The 14,676-nt window shown below is 71.2% G+C and carries 17 protein-coding genes; 3 read left to right on the top strand and 14 right to left on the bottom strand.

The window, feature by feature from the left end:
• Nucleotides 1-76: 76 nt before the first annotated feature.
• The 10 genes from trpA to ACFKCF_RS16340 form a co-directional block, all read right to left on the bottom strand.
• Nucleotides 77-871 (bottom strand): tryptophan synthase subunit alpha, encoded by a 795-nt coding sequence (gene trpA / locus ACFKCF_RS16385; protein ID WP_394494385.1) that lies wholly within the window; start codon nt 869-871, stop codon nt 77-79.
• Between the two features lie 74 nt (nt 872-945).
• On the bottom strand, nt 946-2,169 hold the full coding sequence (gene trpB / locus ACFKCF_RS16380; RefSeq protein ID WP_394494510.1) for a tryptophan synthase subunit beta: 1,224 nt from the start codon (nt 2,167-2,169) through the stop codon (nt 946-948).
• A 20-nt stretch (nt 2,170-2,189) separates the two neighbouring features.
• A complete protein-coding gene (gene trpC, locus ACFKCF_RS16375; RefSeq protein ID WP_192792295.1) occupies nt 2,190-3,029 on the bottom strand; it encodes an indole-3-glycerol phosphate synthase TrpC in 840 nt (279 codons plus the stop codon).
• A 129-nt stretch (nt 3,030-3,158) separates the two neighbouring features.
• Nucleotides 3,159-3,590: a DUF2752 domain-containing protein gene (locus tag ACFKCF_RS16370; RefSeq protein ID WP_394494383.1), complete on the bottom strand. Its 432-nt coding sequence runs from the start codon at nt 3,588-3,590 to the stop codon at nt 3,159-3,161.
• Between the two features lie 23 nt (nt 3,591-3,613).
• Nucleotides 3,614-4,195: a CD225/dispanin family protein gene (locus tag ACFKCF_RS16365; protein ID WP_394494381.1), complete on the bottom strand. Its 582-nt coding sequence runs from the start codon at nt 4,193-4,195 to the stop codon at nt 3,614-3,616.
• Nucleotides 4,196-4,353: 158 nt separating this feature from the next.
• On the bottom strand, nt 4,354-5,007 hold the full coding sequence (locus ACFKCF_RS16360) for a DUF4190 domain-containing protein (RefSeq protein WP_394494379.1): 654 nt from the start codon (nt 5,005-5,007) through the stop codon (nt 4,354-4,356).
• A gap of 130 nt (nt 5,008-5,137) precedes the next feature.
• Nucleotides 5,138-5,740, bottom strand: a complete 603-nt coding sequence (locus ACFKCF_RS16355; protein ID WP_394494377.1) for a Trp biosynthesis-associated membrane protein — start codon at nt 5,738-5,740, stop codon at nt 5,138-5,140.
• An 8-nt stretch (nt 5,741-5,748) separates the two neighbouring features.
• A complete protein-coding gene (gene hisI, locus ACFKCF_RS16350) occupies nt 5,749-6,096 on the bottom strand; it encodes a phosphoribosyl-AMP cyclohydrolase (RefSeq protein ID WP_394494375.1) in 348 nt (115 codons plus the stop codon).
• A 156-nt stretch (nt 6,097-6,252) separates the two neighbouring features.
• Nucleotides 6,253-8,034, bottom strand: a complete 1,782-nt coding sequence (locus ACFKCF_RS16345; RefSeq protein WP_394494373.1) for an ABC transporter ATP-binding protein — start codon at nt 8,032-8,034, stop codon at nt 6,253-6,255.
• Nucleotides 8,031-9,821 carry an ABC transporter ATP-binding protein gene (locus ACFKCF_RS16340; RefSeq protein WP_394494508.1) on the bottom strand — a complete coding sequence of 597 codons (1,791 nt, stop codon included), beginning with the start codon at nt 9,819-9,821 and terminating at the stop codon, nt 8,031-8,033. The genes ACFKCF_RS16345 and ACFKCF_RS16340 overlap by 4 nt, the downstream gene beginning before the upstream one ends.
• Before the next feature lie 116 nt (nt 9,822-9,937).
• On the opposite strand from ACFKCF_RS16340, the gene ACFKCF_RS16335 reads away from it, so the two are divergent.
• The 3 genes from ACFKCF_RS16335 (at nt 9,938) to ACFKCF_RS16325 (ending at nt 12,335) form a co-directional block, all read left to right on the top strand.
• On the top strand, nt 9,938-10,567 hold the full coding sequence (locus ACFKCF_RS16335; RefSeq protein ID WP_394494372.1) for a TIGR03085 family metal-binding protein: 630 nt from the start codon (nt 9,938-9,940) through the stop codon (nt 10,565-10,567).
• A gap of 128 nt (nt 10,568-10,695) precedes the next feature.
• Entirely contained in the window at nt 10,696-10,911 is a 216-nt protein-coding gene (locus tag ACFKCF_RS16330) for a hypothetical protein (RefSeq protein WP_185079467.1), read from the top strand.
• Between the two features lie 62 nt (nt 10,912-10,973).
• Nucleotides 10,974-12,335, top strand: coding sequence for a glutamine synthetase family protein (locus ACFKCF_RS16325; protein ID WP_394494370.1), 1,362 nt, complete (start codon nt 10,974-10,976; stop codon nt 12,333-12,335).
• Between the two features lie 59 nt (nt 12,336-12,394).
• Here ACFKCF_RS16325 and hisF read toward each other — a convergent pair whose 3' ends face one another.
• The 4 genes from hisF to ACFKCF_RS16305 are packed head-to-tail and all read right to left on the bottom strand — an operon-like array spanning nt 12,395 to nt 14,637.
• Nucleotides 12,395-13,156: an imidazole glycerol phosphate synthase subunit HisF gene (hisF, locus tag ACFKCF_RS16320; RefSeq protein WP_394494368.1), complete on the bottom strand. Its 762-nt coding sequence runs from the start codon at nt 13,154-13,156 to the stop codon at nt 12,395-12,397.
• Nucleotides 13,153-13,542, bottom strand: a complete 390-nt coding sequence (locus ACFKCF_RS16315) for a Rid family hydrolase (protein WP_357728606.1) — start codon at nt 13,540-13,542, stop codon at nt 13,153-13,155. The genes hisF and ACFKCF_RS16315 overlap by 4 nt, the downstream gene beginning before the upstream one ends.
• Before the next feature lie 42 nt (nt 13,543-13,584).
• Nucleotides 13,585-14,307, bottom strand: a complete 723-nt coding sequence (priA, locus tag ACFKCF_RS16310; RefSeq protein ID WP_394494366.1) for a bifunctional 1-(5-phosphoribosyl)-5-((5-phosphoribosylamino)methylideneamino)imidazole-4-carboxamide isomerase/phosphoribosylanthranilate isomerase PriA — start codon at nt 14,305-14,307, stop codon at nt 13,585-13,587.
• Nucleotides 14,308-14,637, bottom strand: coding sequence for a hypothetical protein (locus ACFKCF_RS16305; RefSeq protein ID WP_394494364.1), 330 nt, complete (start codon nt 14,635-14,637; stop codon nt 14,308-14,310).
• Between the last annotated feature and the right edge of the window lie 39 nt (nt 14,638-14,676).

Raw genomic sequence — 14,676 nt, 5'->3', positions numbered from 1 at the left:
GACCGCACGCCAAGGACCTACGCGCCAGATCCTTGCACCAGTCCCGAAATTTCGTCACATAGGCGGTAAAGCGCCCTTACCGGCGGACCCCCTGCGCCATGTCCCTGGCCAGGGCTCCGATGGAGGCCCGGCCCTCGGCCTCGTCGGGCGCGTCGAGGATGCGGCGGATGAACGCCGACCCCACGATCACGCCGTCGGCGTAGGCCGCCACCTCGGCCGCCTGCGCGCCCGTGCCCACGCCGAGGCCCACGCACACCGGCAGGTCCGTGTGTGCCCGGGTCCGCTCGACCAGGCCCTCCGCGGCGACGTTGACGCTCTCCCTGGCGCCGGTGACGCCCATCAGCGAGGCCGCGTACACGAAGCCCGTGCAGCAGTCGACGACGGCCTTGATGCGCTGCTCGGTCGAGCTGGGCGCCACCAGGAACACCGTGTCGATGCCCGCGGACGCGGATGCCGCCCGCCACGGCTCCGACTCCTCGGGCGTCAGGTCGGGCGTGATCGTGCCCACGCCGCCCGCGTTGGCGAGGTCGCGGGCGAACCGCTCGGCGCCGTACTTGTCGATGGGGTTCCAGTACGTCATGACGAGCGTGGCGGCGCCGGTGGCGGCGACGCCCTCGACCGTGCGCAGCACGTCGGCGATGCGCGTGCCGTTGACCAGCGAGCGGTGCACCGCGTCCTGGATCGTCGGCCCGTCCATGAGCGGGTCGGAGTAGGGCAGGCCGATCTCGATGACGTCGCAGCCGGCCTCGACCAGGGCCGCAGCCGCGGCGACGTCGCCGCCCTTGGAGGGGAAGCCCGCGGGCAGGTAGCCGACGAGCGCGGCCCGGTTGTCCGCCTTCGCCTTGGCGAAAACCGTCTGAAGAGTCGTCATGTCTGTCCGTTTCGAAGGTCGAGTCCCACCATTTATCCCCCGGCGCAGGGCCCCGCGCCGGGGGTGGCGGCTCGTCAGAGGTTGAAGTATTTCATCGCCGTGCCCATGTCTTTGTCGCCGCGCCCGGAGAGGTTGACCAGGATGGTCGCCTCGGGGCCGAGCTCGCGGCCCAGCTCCAGCGCGCCCGCCAGGGCGTGGGAGGACTCGATGGCCGGGATGATGCCCTCGGTCCTGGCCAGCAGCGAGAACGCGGCCATGGCCGCGTCGTCGGTGACGCCGTGATAGGAGGCACGGCCCGAATCCTTCAGCCAGGCGTGCTCGGGGCCGACGCCCGGGTAGTCGAGCCCGGCCGAGATCGAGTGGGACTCGATGGTCTGGCCCTCGTCGTCCTGCAGCACGTAGGTGCGCGAGCCGTGCAGCACGCCGATCGACCCGGCGGTGAGCGTGAGCGCGTGCTCGCCGGACTCCAGCCCGCGCCCGGCGGCCTCGTAGCCGTGCAGCTGCACGCCCTCGTCGCCGAGGAACGCGTGGAAGATGCCGATCGCGTTGCTGCCGCCGCCGACCGCCGCGCACACCGCGTCGGGCAGTCCGCCGGTCAGCTCCTGGATCTGGCGGCGGGCCTCGACACCGATGATGCGCGCGAAGTCGCGGACGATCTCGGGGAACGGGTGGGGCCCGGCGATCGTGCCGAACAGGTAGTGGGTGGTGTCGACGTTGGTCACCCAGTCGCGGAACGCCTCGTTGATGGCGTCCTTCAGCGTCTGGGAGCCGTTGGTCACCGGCACCACGGTGGCGCCGAGCAGCTTCATCCTGGCGACGTTGAGGGCCTGGCGCTCGCAGTCGACCGCGCCCATGTAGATCACGCACTCCAGGCCGAGCAGGGCGGCCGCGGTGGCGGTGGCCACGCCGTGCTGGCCCGCGCCGGTCTCGGCGATCACGCGCTTCTTGCCCAGCCGCTTGGTCAGCAGGGCCTGGCCGAGCACATTGTTGATCTTGTGAGCGCCGGTGTGGGTGAGGTCCTCACGCTTGAGCACGATCCTGGCGCCGCCGGCGTGCTCGCTGAAGCGCGGCACGTCGGTCAGCGTGGTCGGCCGGCCCGCGTACGTGCGCAGCAGATGGTCGAACTCCCGCAGGAACTCCGGGTCGTTCTTGGCCTTCTCGTAGACCGCGGCCACCTCGTCGAGCGCCGGGATGAGCGCCTCGGGGACGAACCGGCCGCCGAAGATGCCGAACTTGCCGTGCACGTCGGGGTCGTCGCCGAGCGGGCCGTTGCCCGTCAGGTCGGCGGCGGTCAGGATGGAGCCTTCGTGTGCCACTGCTATCCCTCTGCTGAGTGGTCGGGGCGCGTCGCGGGATGGGCGCCGGCGGTCACCAGGGCCTCCACTGCCTTGCGCGGGTCCTTGCCGGTGACCAGGCTCTCCCCGACCAGGACGGCGTCGGCGCCGGCCCTGGCGTAGGCGAGCAGGTCGTGCGGGCCGCGCACGCCCGACTCGGCAATCTTGATCACATTATCGGGGATCTTGGGCGCCAGCTTCGTGAAGACCTCGCGATCGACTTCGAGTGTCTTCAGGTTGCGCGCGTTGATCCCGATGACCCGGGCACCGGCGGCGACCGCCCGCTCGAGCTCCTCCTCGGTGTGCACCTCGACCAGCGGGGTGAGCCCGATCGACTCGGCCCGCTCGATCAGCGACACCAGCGCCTCCTGCTCCAGGCAGACGACCATCAGCAGGGCCAGGTCGGCGCCGTGGGCCCGGGCCTCCCAGAGCTGGTAGGAGGTCAAAATGAAGTCTTTGCGCAGGATCGGGATGTCGACCCGGGCGCGCACCGCCGCCAGGTCCTCGAGGCTGCCGCCGAACTTGCGCCGCTCGGTCAGCACGCTGATGACGTGGGCGCCGCCCTCTTCGTAGTCGGCCGCCAGCGCGGCCGGGTCGGCGATGGCGGCCAGCGCGCCCTTGGACGGGCTCGACCGCTTGACCTCGGCGATCACCGAGATCCTGTCGCCCCCGAGCGCGGCCATGGCGTCTCTGGGAGCGTGGGCGCGCTCGGCCCGCCGCTTGAGCTCGTCAATGGACACGGCCTGCTGACGTGCGGCGAGGTCGGCGCGCACCCCGTCGAGGATGTCGTCGAGGACACTCGGCCCTTCCGTCCGCTCACTCACGCGCTTGAGGTCCCTCCGGTCGACTGTGGGGGCGGCTGAGAGTTCGCGTCGCGTCCGCTCTCTGCCTGTCCTGCGATGGTATCGGCCCGCACGGGGTCACCTCACCACAGGCCCCCCAAGTGGAAGGCCCTACGGAGCGAGGAACGCCCCGAACGGCAGGTTACGGACGACCCAGTAGACCATGATGAGGGCGATGAAGGCCCACAGCCACGCCGGATGGGCGAGCGTGGTGCGTCTCGGCCTGCCCTGCCAGGCGCGTACGACCCATCTCCCCCACCAGAACAGCAGGAACGGCATCATGGCCACGGCGAGAGGGTTCATCCCCAGGGCGGTGACCGGGTCGAGGTGGGCGAGCGCGTGGATGGTGCGAAGCGTGCCGCAGCCCGGGCAGTAGAGGTGGGTGATGTACAGGAACGGGCAGGTCGGGTAGTGGCCCGGCTGGTTGGGGTCCACCACCCCGACGAACGCGAACACGGCGGCCGTCGCGCCCGCAACACCGAGCGGCGCGAGCAGCCCCTTGAGGCGTGCCGTGCCGCGCCGCTCGGTTGTTGCGATGCCCATGCTCCCAGTATCCGCCTTCCGGCTCAGTAGCTCGACGTGCTCGGGACGCTGGCGGCCAGGAGGACGAACACCACGACGTAGAAGAGGATGATCAACACCCACCAGATGATGCCCGCGATCAAGGACCGCTTCCACCAGGTCTTGGCCTCCTCGCTCGCCAGCGCGGCGCCCTGGTAGTCACCGATCTGCCACTTCGAGTTGACCTGCGAAGACTTGACGATCGACACGATGCCCAGGGGAAGGCAGCAGAACAGGGTGGTCAGGATGGCCCAGACCAGGTGGTTGTCCGGCGGGTTGCCGCCGGCCGGGGGCTGCTGGCCGTAGCCACCGCCGTAGCCACCGCCACTCGGGGGCTGCTGGCCGTAGCCACCGCCGCCGTAGCCGCCACCACTCGGAGGCTGCTGGCCGTAGCCACCACTGCTCGGGGGCTGCTGACCGTAGCCACCGCCGTAACCACCGCCACTCGGGGGCTGCTGGCCGTAGCCACCGCCGCCGCTCGGAGGCTGCTGGCCGTAGCCGCCACCGCCGCTGGGAGGCTGCTGACCGTAGCCGCCGCCGGGCGGCTGCGAGCCGTAGCCGCCGTCGCCCTGATTGCCGTAACTCATGAAGGACCTCTCATGTCGTCATCTGTGGCGTTGCGCGCGGCAGCCTAGCGAGGATAAGTCCCCTACGTGGAATAACGTCCATTTTGCGGACAATTCGTAATCGGACCGCAAGCGGCTCGTCACGGTCCGGCCACGCTCGCGGAGGGTTACCGACCGGTTCAGTAGTCGTACGAGGACGACGTGGCGGCCGCGCTGAGCCCGATCATCGACAGGATGAATCCGCCGAAGATGAGCCAGCACAGCACCCAGATCACGACGGTGATGTAGGAGGTGACGAGACCGCCGACGGCCATGCCCGAGCCCTCCTCGCCGGTCTTCTTGATCCTGCTGAGGGCGATGTGGCCGAGGATCACGCCCGGGATGCTGGTCAGACCGCAGAAGATCAGGCCGATGATGCCCAGGACGAGCGAGGCCACCGCCATGCCGTTGGTCGAGCGGGGCTGCTGTGGCGGCATGCCGTAGCCGTAGGCCGGCTGGCCGTAGCTGGGGGGCTGCTGGCCGTAGCCGCCGACGCTCGGGGGCTGCTGGCCGTAGCCGAGCGGCTCCTGCGGATAGCTGGGCGGCTGCTCGCCATAGCCGCCCTGGCCGTAACCGCCCCCGCTGCCGGGCTGCTGGCCGTAACCGCCGCCCCCGCTCGGGGGCTGCTGGCCGTAACCGCCCCCGTAGCTCGGCGGCTGCTGGCCGTAGCCGCCACCCCCGCTGCCGGGCTGCTGACCGTACCCGCCGCCCCCGCTGCCGGGTTGCTGACCGTACCCGCCGCCGGGCTGCTGCGCGCCGTAGCCGCCGCCGCTGCCCTGATCCCCGTAGCTCATGCGCTTGGCTCCTAAGTCTTCGTGGCGTTGCAACGGCAGCTTATTGAGGAAACGTTTGCCAAGCAGACAGAGGTTCAGAACAGTAAAGAAATCGTCATAGCGCAGGCCCGCCGGAGCCGCGGCCACGGAGTCAGCGGGAGTCGGTTGGGTCGTCGCCGCGGTCGAGCGCGTCCCACAGCGCCCTGTCGTCCTTGACCTCGGCGCGGGCCTGGTCCGCGCCCCCGTCCGCGCCCCCGTCGGCGCCCCCGTCGGCCCTCCCGTCGGCGCCCCTGTCGTAGCGCGCCGACATGCCCGCCCACCTGCCGCCGCGCACGATCGCGGCGATCCCGCCGGCGACCACCAGGATCGCCCCGGCGGCGGTGACCGCCGGCCAGAGCGGGGCGACCTCCCAGGGGAGGTCGGCGGTGCCGCGCAGGACGTTCTGCTCGCGCAGCCAGCCGGTGACGGTGTCGCCGCCGAGCGCCGCCCACGTCCCGGCCGCGGCGCCCGCCCCGCACAGGGCGACCAGCGCCCCGACGACGCGGCGGCCCACGCCCTTGGTGGCCAGCACGGCCACCACCCCGGCCAGCGCGGCCAGGGCGACGGGGGTCAGGACGGGGCTGAGCTCGGCTCCGGTGGGCGCGGCGAAGCCCGCCTCCAGGATCCGCACCCAGGCCCGGCTCGCGCCGAACAGCACGAGCACGCATCCCAGGACGGTCGTGCCCAGCCAGCCCCACAGCTCTCTGTGCCCCATGCGGCCTGCTATCCGAGCGCGATCTCGAGCTGGTCGGCGTCGAAGCACGTGCGGTCTCCGGTGTGGCACGCGCCGTCGACCTGGTCGACCTTGAGGAGGACGGCGTCGCCGTCGCAGTCGAGCGCCACCGACTTGACGTGCTGGACGTGGCCGGAGGTGTCGCCCTTCACCCAGAGCTCGGCGCGGCTGCGGGACCAGTAGGTGGCCCGGCCGGTGGTGAGCGTCCGATGCAGCGCCTCGTCGTTCATCCAGGCCAGCATGAGCACCTCGCCGGTGTCGTACTGCTGGGCGATGGCGGCGACGAGGCCGTCGGCGTCGCGCTTCAACCGCGCGGCGATCTTGGGGTCAAGGGACATGCGTCCATTCAACCAGCCTGCCCGCGTGGCCGGTTTACCGGGCACGCGGGCAGCCGCGCGTTCGATCAGGAGCGGGCCGCCGACACCCACGCGGGCAGCCGCGCGTTCGATCAGGAGCGGGCCGCCGACACCCACGCCGGCAGGCCGCGCGTTCCATCAGGAGCGGGCCGCCGACACCCACGACGCGTGCAGGTCGGCGTAGACGCCCGGCTCTCCCACCAGCTCGGCGTGCGGGCCGCGCTGGACCAGGCGGCCCGCGTCGAAGACCAGGACCTCGTCGGCGTTCTCCGCCGTCGACAGGCGGTGCGCGATCGAGACGGCCGTACGGCCCCGCGTCACGCCCTCCAGCGCCCGCGCCAGCCGTACCTCCGTGGCCGGGTCCACCGCCGAGGTGGCCTCGTCCAGCAGGAGCAGGTCGGGGTCGGCCAGGTACGCCCGGGCCAGCGCCACGAGCTGCCGCTCGCCCGCGGAGAGGGACTCGCCGCGCTGCCCCACGGGGGTGTCCAGCCCGGCGGGCAGGCCCTCCAGCCAGTCGGCCAGGCCCAGCTCGGTCAGCGCGAGCCGGATCTCCTCGGCGGTGGCCGACGGCTTGCCGAAGCGGATGTTCTCCTCCAGCGTCCCGTCGAACAGGAAGCCGTCCTGCGGCACCATGACGATCCGCTCGCGCAGCGAGGAGAAGCGGACGTCGCGCAGGTCGTGGCCGTCCACCGTGACGCGGCCCGCGGCCGGGTCCATGAGGCGGGTCAGGAGCTTGGCGAACGTGGTCTTGCCCGACCCCGTCTCCCCCACCACCGCGACCCGCGAGCGCGGCGGGATGTCCACGGTGACCTCGCGCAGCACGGGCGCGCCGCCGGGATAGGAGAAGTGCACGTTCTCGAAGGCGACCGAGATGGGGCCACGGGGCAGGCTCACGCCCTTGTCACCGGGGTCGGCCACGTCGGGCGGCGTGTCGAGCACGCCCAGGATGCGGCGCCAGCCGGCGACGGCGTTCTGGGCCTCGTTCAGCACCTCGGTGGCCGTCTGCAGCGGCGAGACGAACAGGGTGACCAGGAACAGGAACGCCACCAGCTGCCCCTGCGTGATGTCGCCCGACAGGCCGAGCCGCACGCCGAACACCACGATCGCGCCAATGGCGACGGCGGCCACGATCTCGGTCAGGGGGAAGACGAAGCCGACGATGGTCTGTGCCCTGACCTGGGCGCGCCGGTTGGCGTTCACGGCCGTGTCGATGCGCTCGGCGGTGCGGCGCTCGGAGGCGTACGCCCTGATGACGGTGGCCCCGACGACGGACTCGCTGACCGCCGCCAGCATGTCGCCGGTGCGCTCGCGCACGATCGTGTACGCCCGCGACAGCAGCCGCTGGAAGCGCGGCAACGCGACCATCAGCGGGATGAAGCACGCCCAGACGAGCAGGGTGAGCTGCCAGGAGTAGACGAACATGAGCACGGTCGCCACGAACAGCTGCCCGAACGCCACGATGATCATCAGCCCGCCCCACTGCATGAACGCGCTGATCTGGTCGATGTCGTTGGTGACACGCGAGACGAGGGAGCCGCGCCGCTCGGTGTTCTGGGTGAGCACCGACAGGTCGTGCACGTGGCGGAAACCGCGCACGCGCAGGGTCGCCAGGGACGACTCGGTGGCCTTGTAGAGGCGGACGTTCATGACGTACGCGGCGAGGGCCGTGAGCAGCACCGCGGCCGCGCATATGACAACAGCCTTGGTGATGTACGGAAGGTCCGGCGAGCCGCCCTTGAGCCCCGTGTCGATGGTCTGCTGGACCGCGATCGGCACGATGATCTTGCCGATGGTCGCGATGACGGCCAGCGCCAGCGTGCCCGCCAGCCCCTTGCGGAACTCGGGCGTGAACGAGAGCCCCTGCCGGATCGTGGCCAGCGCGGAACGCTCAGAATTGGCCTGGATGCTCTGCGCCGTCATGCGCTGACCCCTTCTTCCTCTTCGGCCTGCAGGTCGATGGCGGCGCGCTCGGCTTCCTCGCGCTCGTAGGCGGTCACCAGGTTGCGGTAGCCCTCGCAGCGCTCCAGCAGCTCCTCGTGCGTGCCCCGGTCCACGACCCGGCCGTGGTCGAGGAAGACCACCTCGTCGGCCAGGGCGATCGTGGCCATCCGGTAGGCGACGACCACGACGGTCGAGGCCTCGGCCGCGTCCCGCAGCCCGAACAGGATCTTGGCCTCGACCTGCGGGTCCACGCTGGAGGTGGCGTCGTCGAGGATGAGCAGGCGGGGCCGGCGCACGACCGCGCGGGCCAGCGCGAGGCGCTGGCGCTGGCCGCCGGACAGCGTCGCGCCGCGCTCGCCGATCCGCGTGTCGAGCCCGTCGGCGAGCCTGGCCACGAAACCGTCGGCCTGGGCCAGCCGCAGGGCGGCCCACACGTCCTCGTCACCGGTCTCCAGCCCGAGCGCGATGTTGCCGCGCACGCTGTCGTCGAACAGGAACGTCTGCTGCGGCACCAGCGCCACCGACTCGGCGATGCCGCCGTAGGCCAGCTCGCGCAGGTCCACGCCGTCGAGCAGCACCTGTCCGGTGCCGGGGTCCACGAGCCGGACGAGCAGCTGCACGAGCGTGGACTTGCCCGACCCGGTGGGCCCGACCAGGGCGACGGTACGGCCGGCGGGCACGTCGAAGGTGACGTCGTGGAGCACCTCGGCCTCGCCGTAGGCGTAGGAGACGCCGGAGATCTCCAGCGCGGCGGGGGTGGAGGAGGTCGTGGCCGCCACGCCGCCGTACTCCATGGAGCCGGTGGCCTCCAGCACGGCCTGCACCCGCTGCCAGCCGACGACGCTGCGCGGCAGCTCGGCCAGCACCCAGCCGAGCGCCCTGATCGGGAAGGACAGCAGCGTGAACAGGTACGCCACCTGCACGAGGTCGCCGGAGTCGATCGAGCCGGAGGACAGCCGCGCCGCGCCGACGGCGAGCACCGCGAGCACGCCGATCGTGGGCAGCGCCTCCAGCAGCGGGTCGAACAGCCCGCGCACGCGCCCGACCGCGATGTTGGCGTCGCGCAGCTCGTGGGCGCGCCGCCGGAACCGGTCAGTCTCCAGCTCCTCCCGGCCGAGGGTCTTGACGACGAGGGCGCCGTCGAAGCTCTCGTGAGCGATCTCGCTGACCTCGGCGCGCAGCTGCTGCGCGCGGGTGGCGAGCGGGCTGAGCTTGCGCTGATAAATCAGGTTAAGTACGGCGATAGCCGGAAAAATCAAGAAACCCACCAGCGCGAGCGCGAGATCCGTGAACAGCATCGCGATCGCCGCGGTGAACAGCATGACGATGACGCCCACGGCCATCGGCAGCGGCGCGAGCGGCGCCCAGGCGGCCTCGGCGTCGGCGCTGGCGTTCGACAGGAGCTGCCCGGTCGGGTGCTGGTGGTGCCAGGACAGCGGCAGCCGCAGGTACTGCTTGGTCACGTCCCTGCGCGACCTGGCCTGCATGCGGTACTGCATGACCCCTGCCAGGATGCGGCGCCCGGCCACGCCGACCGCCTTGAGCAGCGCCGTCCCGACGATGAGGAGCACTCCTGTCCAGAGCGCCCCCGAAGCGATGCGGCCCGACTCGAAGGCCGGCAGCACCACGTTCTGGGTCGCCCAGCCCAGCGCCCATGCGGACGCGACGGTCATGCCGCCGTAGAGCGCGCTGGCCAGCACCGCCAGCGCGAACACCGCCTTCTCCGTGCGAATGGCCACCCCAAGGACACGCAGCCCTTGACGCATCACGGCCGAGGTGACCTTGGTCGCCACGCGGCACGTTCCCCTTTCAATCCGGCATTTCTACCTAAGTCACTATCACTCCAGATGTGCACGTTATTCCCACCGGTAGGGTTGACCACGTGACGTACGCTCGCGACGAACGCTCCGCACTCTGCGACCTGTTCGACCGCCTCGGCCCGGACGCCCCGACGCTCTGCACGGGCTGGACCACCTACGACCTGGCCGCCCACCTCGTGCTGCGCGAGCGCAGGCCCGACGCGATGGGCGGCATCGCGCTCAAGCCCCTGGCCGGCTACACCGCCTCGGTGCAGGACGGCCTCAAGGCCCGCCACCCCTTCCCCGAGCTGGTCGGCCTGGTACGCAAGCCGGGCGGCGTCTACGGGCTGCTGCCCTTCCTCGACGACGCCGTCAACACGCTGGAGTTCTTCGTCCACCACGAGGACGTCCGCCGCGCCCAGCCGTCATGGGAGCCCCGCGAGCTGTCCGACGACCTCGAACGGCTCGTCTGGAAGCGGGTCGCCACCGGAGCCCGGCTGATGCTGCGCAAGGCGCCGGTCGGCGTGGTGCTGCACCGGCTCGGCGGCGGCGTGGCGCTCGGCGGCCCCCGCGGCGGCGCGCGGGTCGAGGTCACCGGCCGGGCGGCCGAGCTGCTCATGTTCTGCTTCGGGCGGCAGCGGCACACCAGGGTGGAGCTGACGGGCGACCCGGAGGCCGTCGAACGGCTGCGCGACGCCTCCCTCGGCGTCTGAGTGATCCAGACGACCTATCGCGGAAATCCCGATGAACTAGGGGTTCACGCCAGACCTTCTGCGCTTACCATTGGCTCAGTAAGGAAGCCCCCCGGTTAGGATCATGTACATCTTCACAGAAGATGCCGATGATCGCCCAGATCCGGGTATATACGGCTGGGAATGGACTGCAGGAGGCCCCCATGCAGGTCAAGAAGGTGATCACCTACGTGGCTGTCGCGTTCGTGGTGTTCTACCTGTTCACCAAGCCGACCCAGGCTGCGGCGGCGGTCAACGGAGTGTTTGAAGGAATCCTTCACGGAGCCGACCAATTGGCTGTGTTCTTCACAAATGTTCTGACCTGACGCGAGGCTTCTGTCTGCGCCAGATGCTTCCCCGCGCTGCCGGATCGTGTTACGCAGGCAGGATGAGAGATCGCCCGAGCGGCAACAAGATCAATCAGCTCGATCCGAACGCGCGGCGGATCCTCGAGCGAACCGAGCTCGAGGGCATCGAGCTGATCCGTTTTCTCTACGCCGACCACGGTGGCGTGATCCGGGGCAAGGCCGCGTCCCGGTCGAGGTTGGCCGAACGGCTCAACACGGGCATCGGGCACACGGTGGCCATGATGGCGATGAACATGCTCGACCAGCTCCAGGACGTCGAGCACATGGGTCCGGTGGGCGAGGTCCGCATTGTCCCCGACCCCGCCACCTACGTCCCGTTGCCCCATGCGCCGGGCGCGGCGGCGATGCTGTCCGACCTGCGCCTGCCGGACGGCTCGCCATGGGGCGCCTGCGCGCGCACCTTCCTCAAGGACGCCGTCGCCGAGCTCGCCACCGAGGGCTACACGCTGGTCGCGGCGTTCGAGCCGGAGTTCACGCTCGGCCGCCGCCTGCCCGACCCGACCGGCGGCCCCGACCGGCTGGTCCCGCTCGACGACTCGCTGTGCTACGCCAACGCCGGGTTCGACACGGCCCACGACTACACGATCAAGCTCATCCACGCCCTGGAGACGCAGGGCCTGCGGGTCGAGCACTACCATCCCGAGCTGGGTCCCGGACAGCAGGAACTGTCGGTGCGCCACGCGCCCGCGCTGCGCGCCGCCGACAACCACGTCCTCTACCGCGAGACCGTGCGCGGGACGGCGCTGCGCATGCAGATGTGGGCCACGCTGGCCCCCAAACCGCTGGCCGACCAGGCGGGCAACGGCGCCCACCTGCATCTGTCCCTGTGGAGCGACAACCGCAACGTCTTCGCCGAGGACGGCGAGGTGCGCGACGGGTTCATCGGCGGCCTGCTGGCCCACCTGCCCGGCCTGACGGCGCTGACGTGCGGGAGCGTCAACAGCTTCCGGCGGCTGGCGCCCCGCACGTGGTCCAGCGCGTACGCCGTCTACGGGCCCGACAACCGCGAGGCCGCGGTACGCGTGTGCTCCCCGCTCGGCGAGAGCGGCGAACCCAACCTGGAGTTCAAGCCGTCCGACTCCTCCGCCAACCCCTACCTGGCGCTCGGGGCCGTCATTCACGCCGGCCTGGACGGCATCCGGCGCAAGCTGGACCCGGGGGCCCCGGTGGACGTCGACCCGGACACCCGGCCCGGCCAGTACACCCGTCTGCCCGCGTCGCTGGACGAGGCGCTGGACGCGCTGGAGGCCGACGAGGTGCTCATGGAGGCGCTGGGGCCGCTGCGGCGCAGCGCGTACCTGGCGGTCAAGCGCTCGGAGGCGGCGGCGTTCGCCGCGAAGGACGTCGCGTACGAGCTGTTCCACCACCTGCGGGTCTTCTGACGGACGCGCGCAGGCGGGCCTCGCGACCCGCCCGCACGCGTGACACCCGCCCCGGCGGGCTAGCGGACCGGGTGGCCCGCCATCCGGAGCGTGTCCTTGACCTCGGAGATCTTGAGCGTGCCGAAGTGGAACACCGACGCCGCGAGCACCGCGTCGGCGCCCGCCGCCACCGCCGGAGGGAAGTCCTCCAGCCGTCCGGCGCCGCCGCTGGCGATCACCGGCACCCGCACCGCGGCGCGGACCGCGCGCAGCATCTCCAGGTCGTAGCCGTCGAGCGTGCCGTCACCGTCCATCGAGTTGAGCAGGATCTCCCCCACGCCGAGCTCCTCGCCGCGGGCCGCCCACTCCACCGCGTCGATCCCGGTGCCGCGGCGACCGCCGTGCGTGGTCACCTCGAACCCGCTGGGGGTGCCGGGCGCGCGGCGCGCGTCCACGGACAGCACGACGCACTGGGCGCCGAAGCGCCGGGACGCCTCCGTGAGCAGCTCGGGCCGGGCGATGGCCGCGGTGTTGAGCGAGACCTTGTCGGCCCCGCCCCGCAGCAGGCGGTTGACGTCCTCCACCGAACGCACGCCACCGCCGACGGTGAGCGGGATGAACACCTGCTCGGCGGTCCTGCGCACCACGTCGAGCATGGTCTCCCGCTCGCCGGACGACGCCGTGATGTCGAGGAAGGTCAGCTCGTCGGCCCCCTCCTCGTCATAGCGCCTGGCCAGCTCGACGGGGTCGCCCGCGTCGCGGAGGTTTTCGAAGTTGACGCCCTTGACCACGCGGCCGGCGTCCACGTCGAGACAGGGGATGACTCTTACGGCTACGGTCATGCTCGGTGTGCCTCGATTTCGATCTCGACCAGCATTCTCGGGTCGACCAGCCCGGCGACCCTCACTCCGGTGCAGGCGGGGCGCACCTTGCCGAAGACCTCGCCGATGGCCTGCCCGACGAGGTCGAAGTGGCGCTGCTCCACCACATAGTAACGGACCATGACCACGTCCTCGCTGGTCAGACCGCCCATCAGGACGGCCTCCAGCGCGATGTCGATCGCGGTCAGGCTCTGCCTGTAGGCGTCGCCCACATGGCGCACCTCTCCGTCGACGGTGGCGGTGCAGCCGGACACGATCACCCGGTCGCCCGCCACGACGGCACGGGCGTAGCCGTACCGCTCCTCCCAGATGCCGCCGGAAAACACCCTGCGTCCGGTGCTTTCCATACCAAAGATGCTGACGCTCATCTCGCCCCCTCCCGGCAAGAGCTACACGCGTACTGCGGCAAGCGCGTTTTCCAGTGTGAACGCGTGAGCGTAGAGGGCCTTGCCCACGATGGCGCCCTCCAGCCCGTCGGGGACGAGGGACGCGAGCGCGACCAGGTCATCGATGGAGGAGACGCCGCCGCTGGCCACAACGGGCCGGCTGGTGCGGGCCAGGATCTGACGGTAGAGGTCGAGGTTCGGGCCCTTCAGCATGCCGTCCTTGGTCACGTCGGTGACGACGTAACGCGGGCAGCCGTCGGCCTCGAGGCGGTCGAGGACCTCCCACAGGTCACCGGCGTCCTCGGTCCAGCCGCGGGCGGCCAGCGTGGTGCCGCGCACGTCGAGCCCGACCGCGATCTTGTCGCCGTGCTCGGCGATGACCTTCCGGCACCACTCGGGCTTCTCCAGAGCGGCGGTGCCGATGTTGACCCGGCGGCAGCCGGTGGCCAGCGCCGCGGCCAGGGAGTCGTCGTCGCGGATGCCGCCGGACAGCTCCACGTTCACGTCGAGCCGGCCGATGACGTCGGCGAGCAGCTCCCGGTTGCCGCCCCGGCCGAACGCGGCGTCCAGGTCGACCAGATGGATCCACTCGGCACCCGCCTCCTGCCAGGCCAGCGCGGCGGCCAGCGGCTCGCCGTAGCCGGTCTCGGTCCCGGCCTCGCCCTGCACCAGGCGCACGGCCTGGCCGTCGACGACGTCCACGGCGGGCAGCAATACGAGCGACATTCAGATCCTCCGGTCGAAAGCGAGGGTCACGACAACGGGCACCAGCAGCAGCGAGAAGACCAGGACGGCGAGGCTGAGCGGGAACGAGCCCCACACCAGCCACACGATGGCCTGGACGAACAGGAAACCCAGCGCGACCACGATGTTCTGGGCGCGGTGGCGGCGGGCGATCAGGCCGCCCTGGCGGTAGAACCGCACCGGGCGCGGGGTCAGCCGGGCCAGGAGGGCGCGGCGGCGGGCCCGGCGCGCCTGCCGCTCCTCGTTGGCCCGGATCGCGCGCGCCCGCTCCGCCTCCCGCTCGGCCCTGCGGCGCGCGCGTTCCTTGCTCATGGGAGCTCCTTGCTCACGAGAGCCGGGTGCTCGGCGCGC

This window comes from Nonomuraea sp. JJY05 (genome assembly GCF_043496855.1).
Classification (GTDB): domain Bacteria; phylum Actinomycetota; class Actinomycetes; order Streptosporangiales; family Streptosporangiaceae; genus Nonomuraea.
Note: the sequence above shows the minus strand (reverse complement) of the source record. Positions and strands in the feature narration are given on the sequence as shown.

Coding starts and splice junctions, on each gene's coding strand:
- ACFKCF_RS16370 (WP_394494383.1), bottom strand. CDS start 3,590: ATGGGCATCGCAACAACCGAGCGGCGCGGCACGGCACGCCTCAAGGGG.
- ACFKCF_RS16325 (WP_394494370.1), top strand. CDS start 10,974: ATGAGAGATCGCCCGAGCGGCAACAAGATCAATCAGCTCGATCCGAAC.
- ACFKCF_RS16340 (WP_394494508.1), bottom strand. CDS start 9,821: ATGCGTCAAGGGCTGCGTGTCCTTGGGGTGGCCATTCGCACGGAGAAG.
- ACFKCF_RS16365 (WP_394494381.1), bottom strand. CDS start 4,195: ATGAGTTACGGCAATCAGGGCGACGGCGGCTACGGCTCGCAGCCGCCC.
- priA (WP_394494366.1), bottom strand. CDS start 14,307: ATGTCGCTCGTATTGCTGCCCGCCGTGGACGTCGTCGACGGCCAGGCC.
- ACFKCF_RS16360 (WP_394494379.1), bottom strand. CDS start 5,007: ATGAGCTACGGGGATCAGGGCAGCGGCGGCGGCTACGGCGCGCAGCAG.
- trpA (WP_394494385.1), bottom strand. CDS start 871: ATGACGACTCTTCAGACGGTTTTCGCCAAGGCGAAGGCGGACAACCGG.
- ACFKCF_RS16305 (WP_394494364.1), bottom strand. CDS start 14,637: ATGAGCAAGGAACGCGCGCGCCGCAGGGCCGAGCGGGAGGCGGAGCGG.
- ACFKCF_RS16330 (WP_185079467.1), top strand. CDS start 10,696: ATGATCGCCCAGATCCGGGTATATACGGCTGGGAATGGACTGCAGGAG.
- ACFKCF_RS16315 (WP_357728606.1), bottom strand. CDS start 13,542: ATGGAAAGCACCGGACGCAGGGTGTTTTCCGGCGGCATCTGGGAGGAG.
- ACFKCF_RS16345 (WP_394494373.1), bottom strand. CDS start 8,034: ATGACGGCGCAGAGCATCCAGGCCAATTCTGAGCGTTCCGCGCTGGCC.
- ACFKCF_RS16355 (WP_394494377.1), bottom strand. CDS start 5,740: ATGGGGCACAGAGAGCTGTGGGGCTGGCTGGGCACGACCGTCCTGGGA.
- hisF (WP_394494368.1), bottom strand. CDS start 13,156: ATGACCGTAGCCGTAAGAGTCATCCCCTGTCTCGACGTGGACGCCGGC.
- hisI (WP_394494375.1), bottom strand. CDS start 6,096: ATGTCCCTTGACCCCAAGATCGCCGCGCGGTTGAAGCGCGACGCCGAC.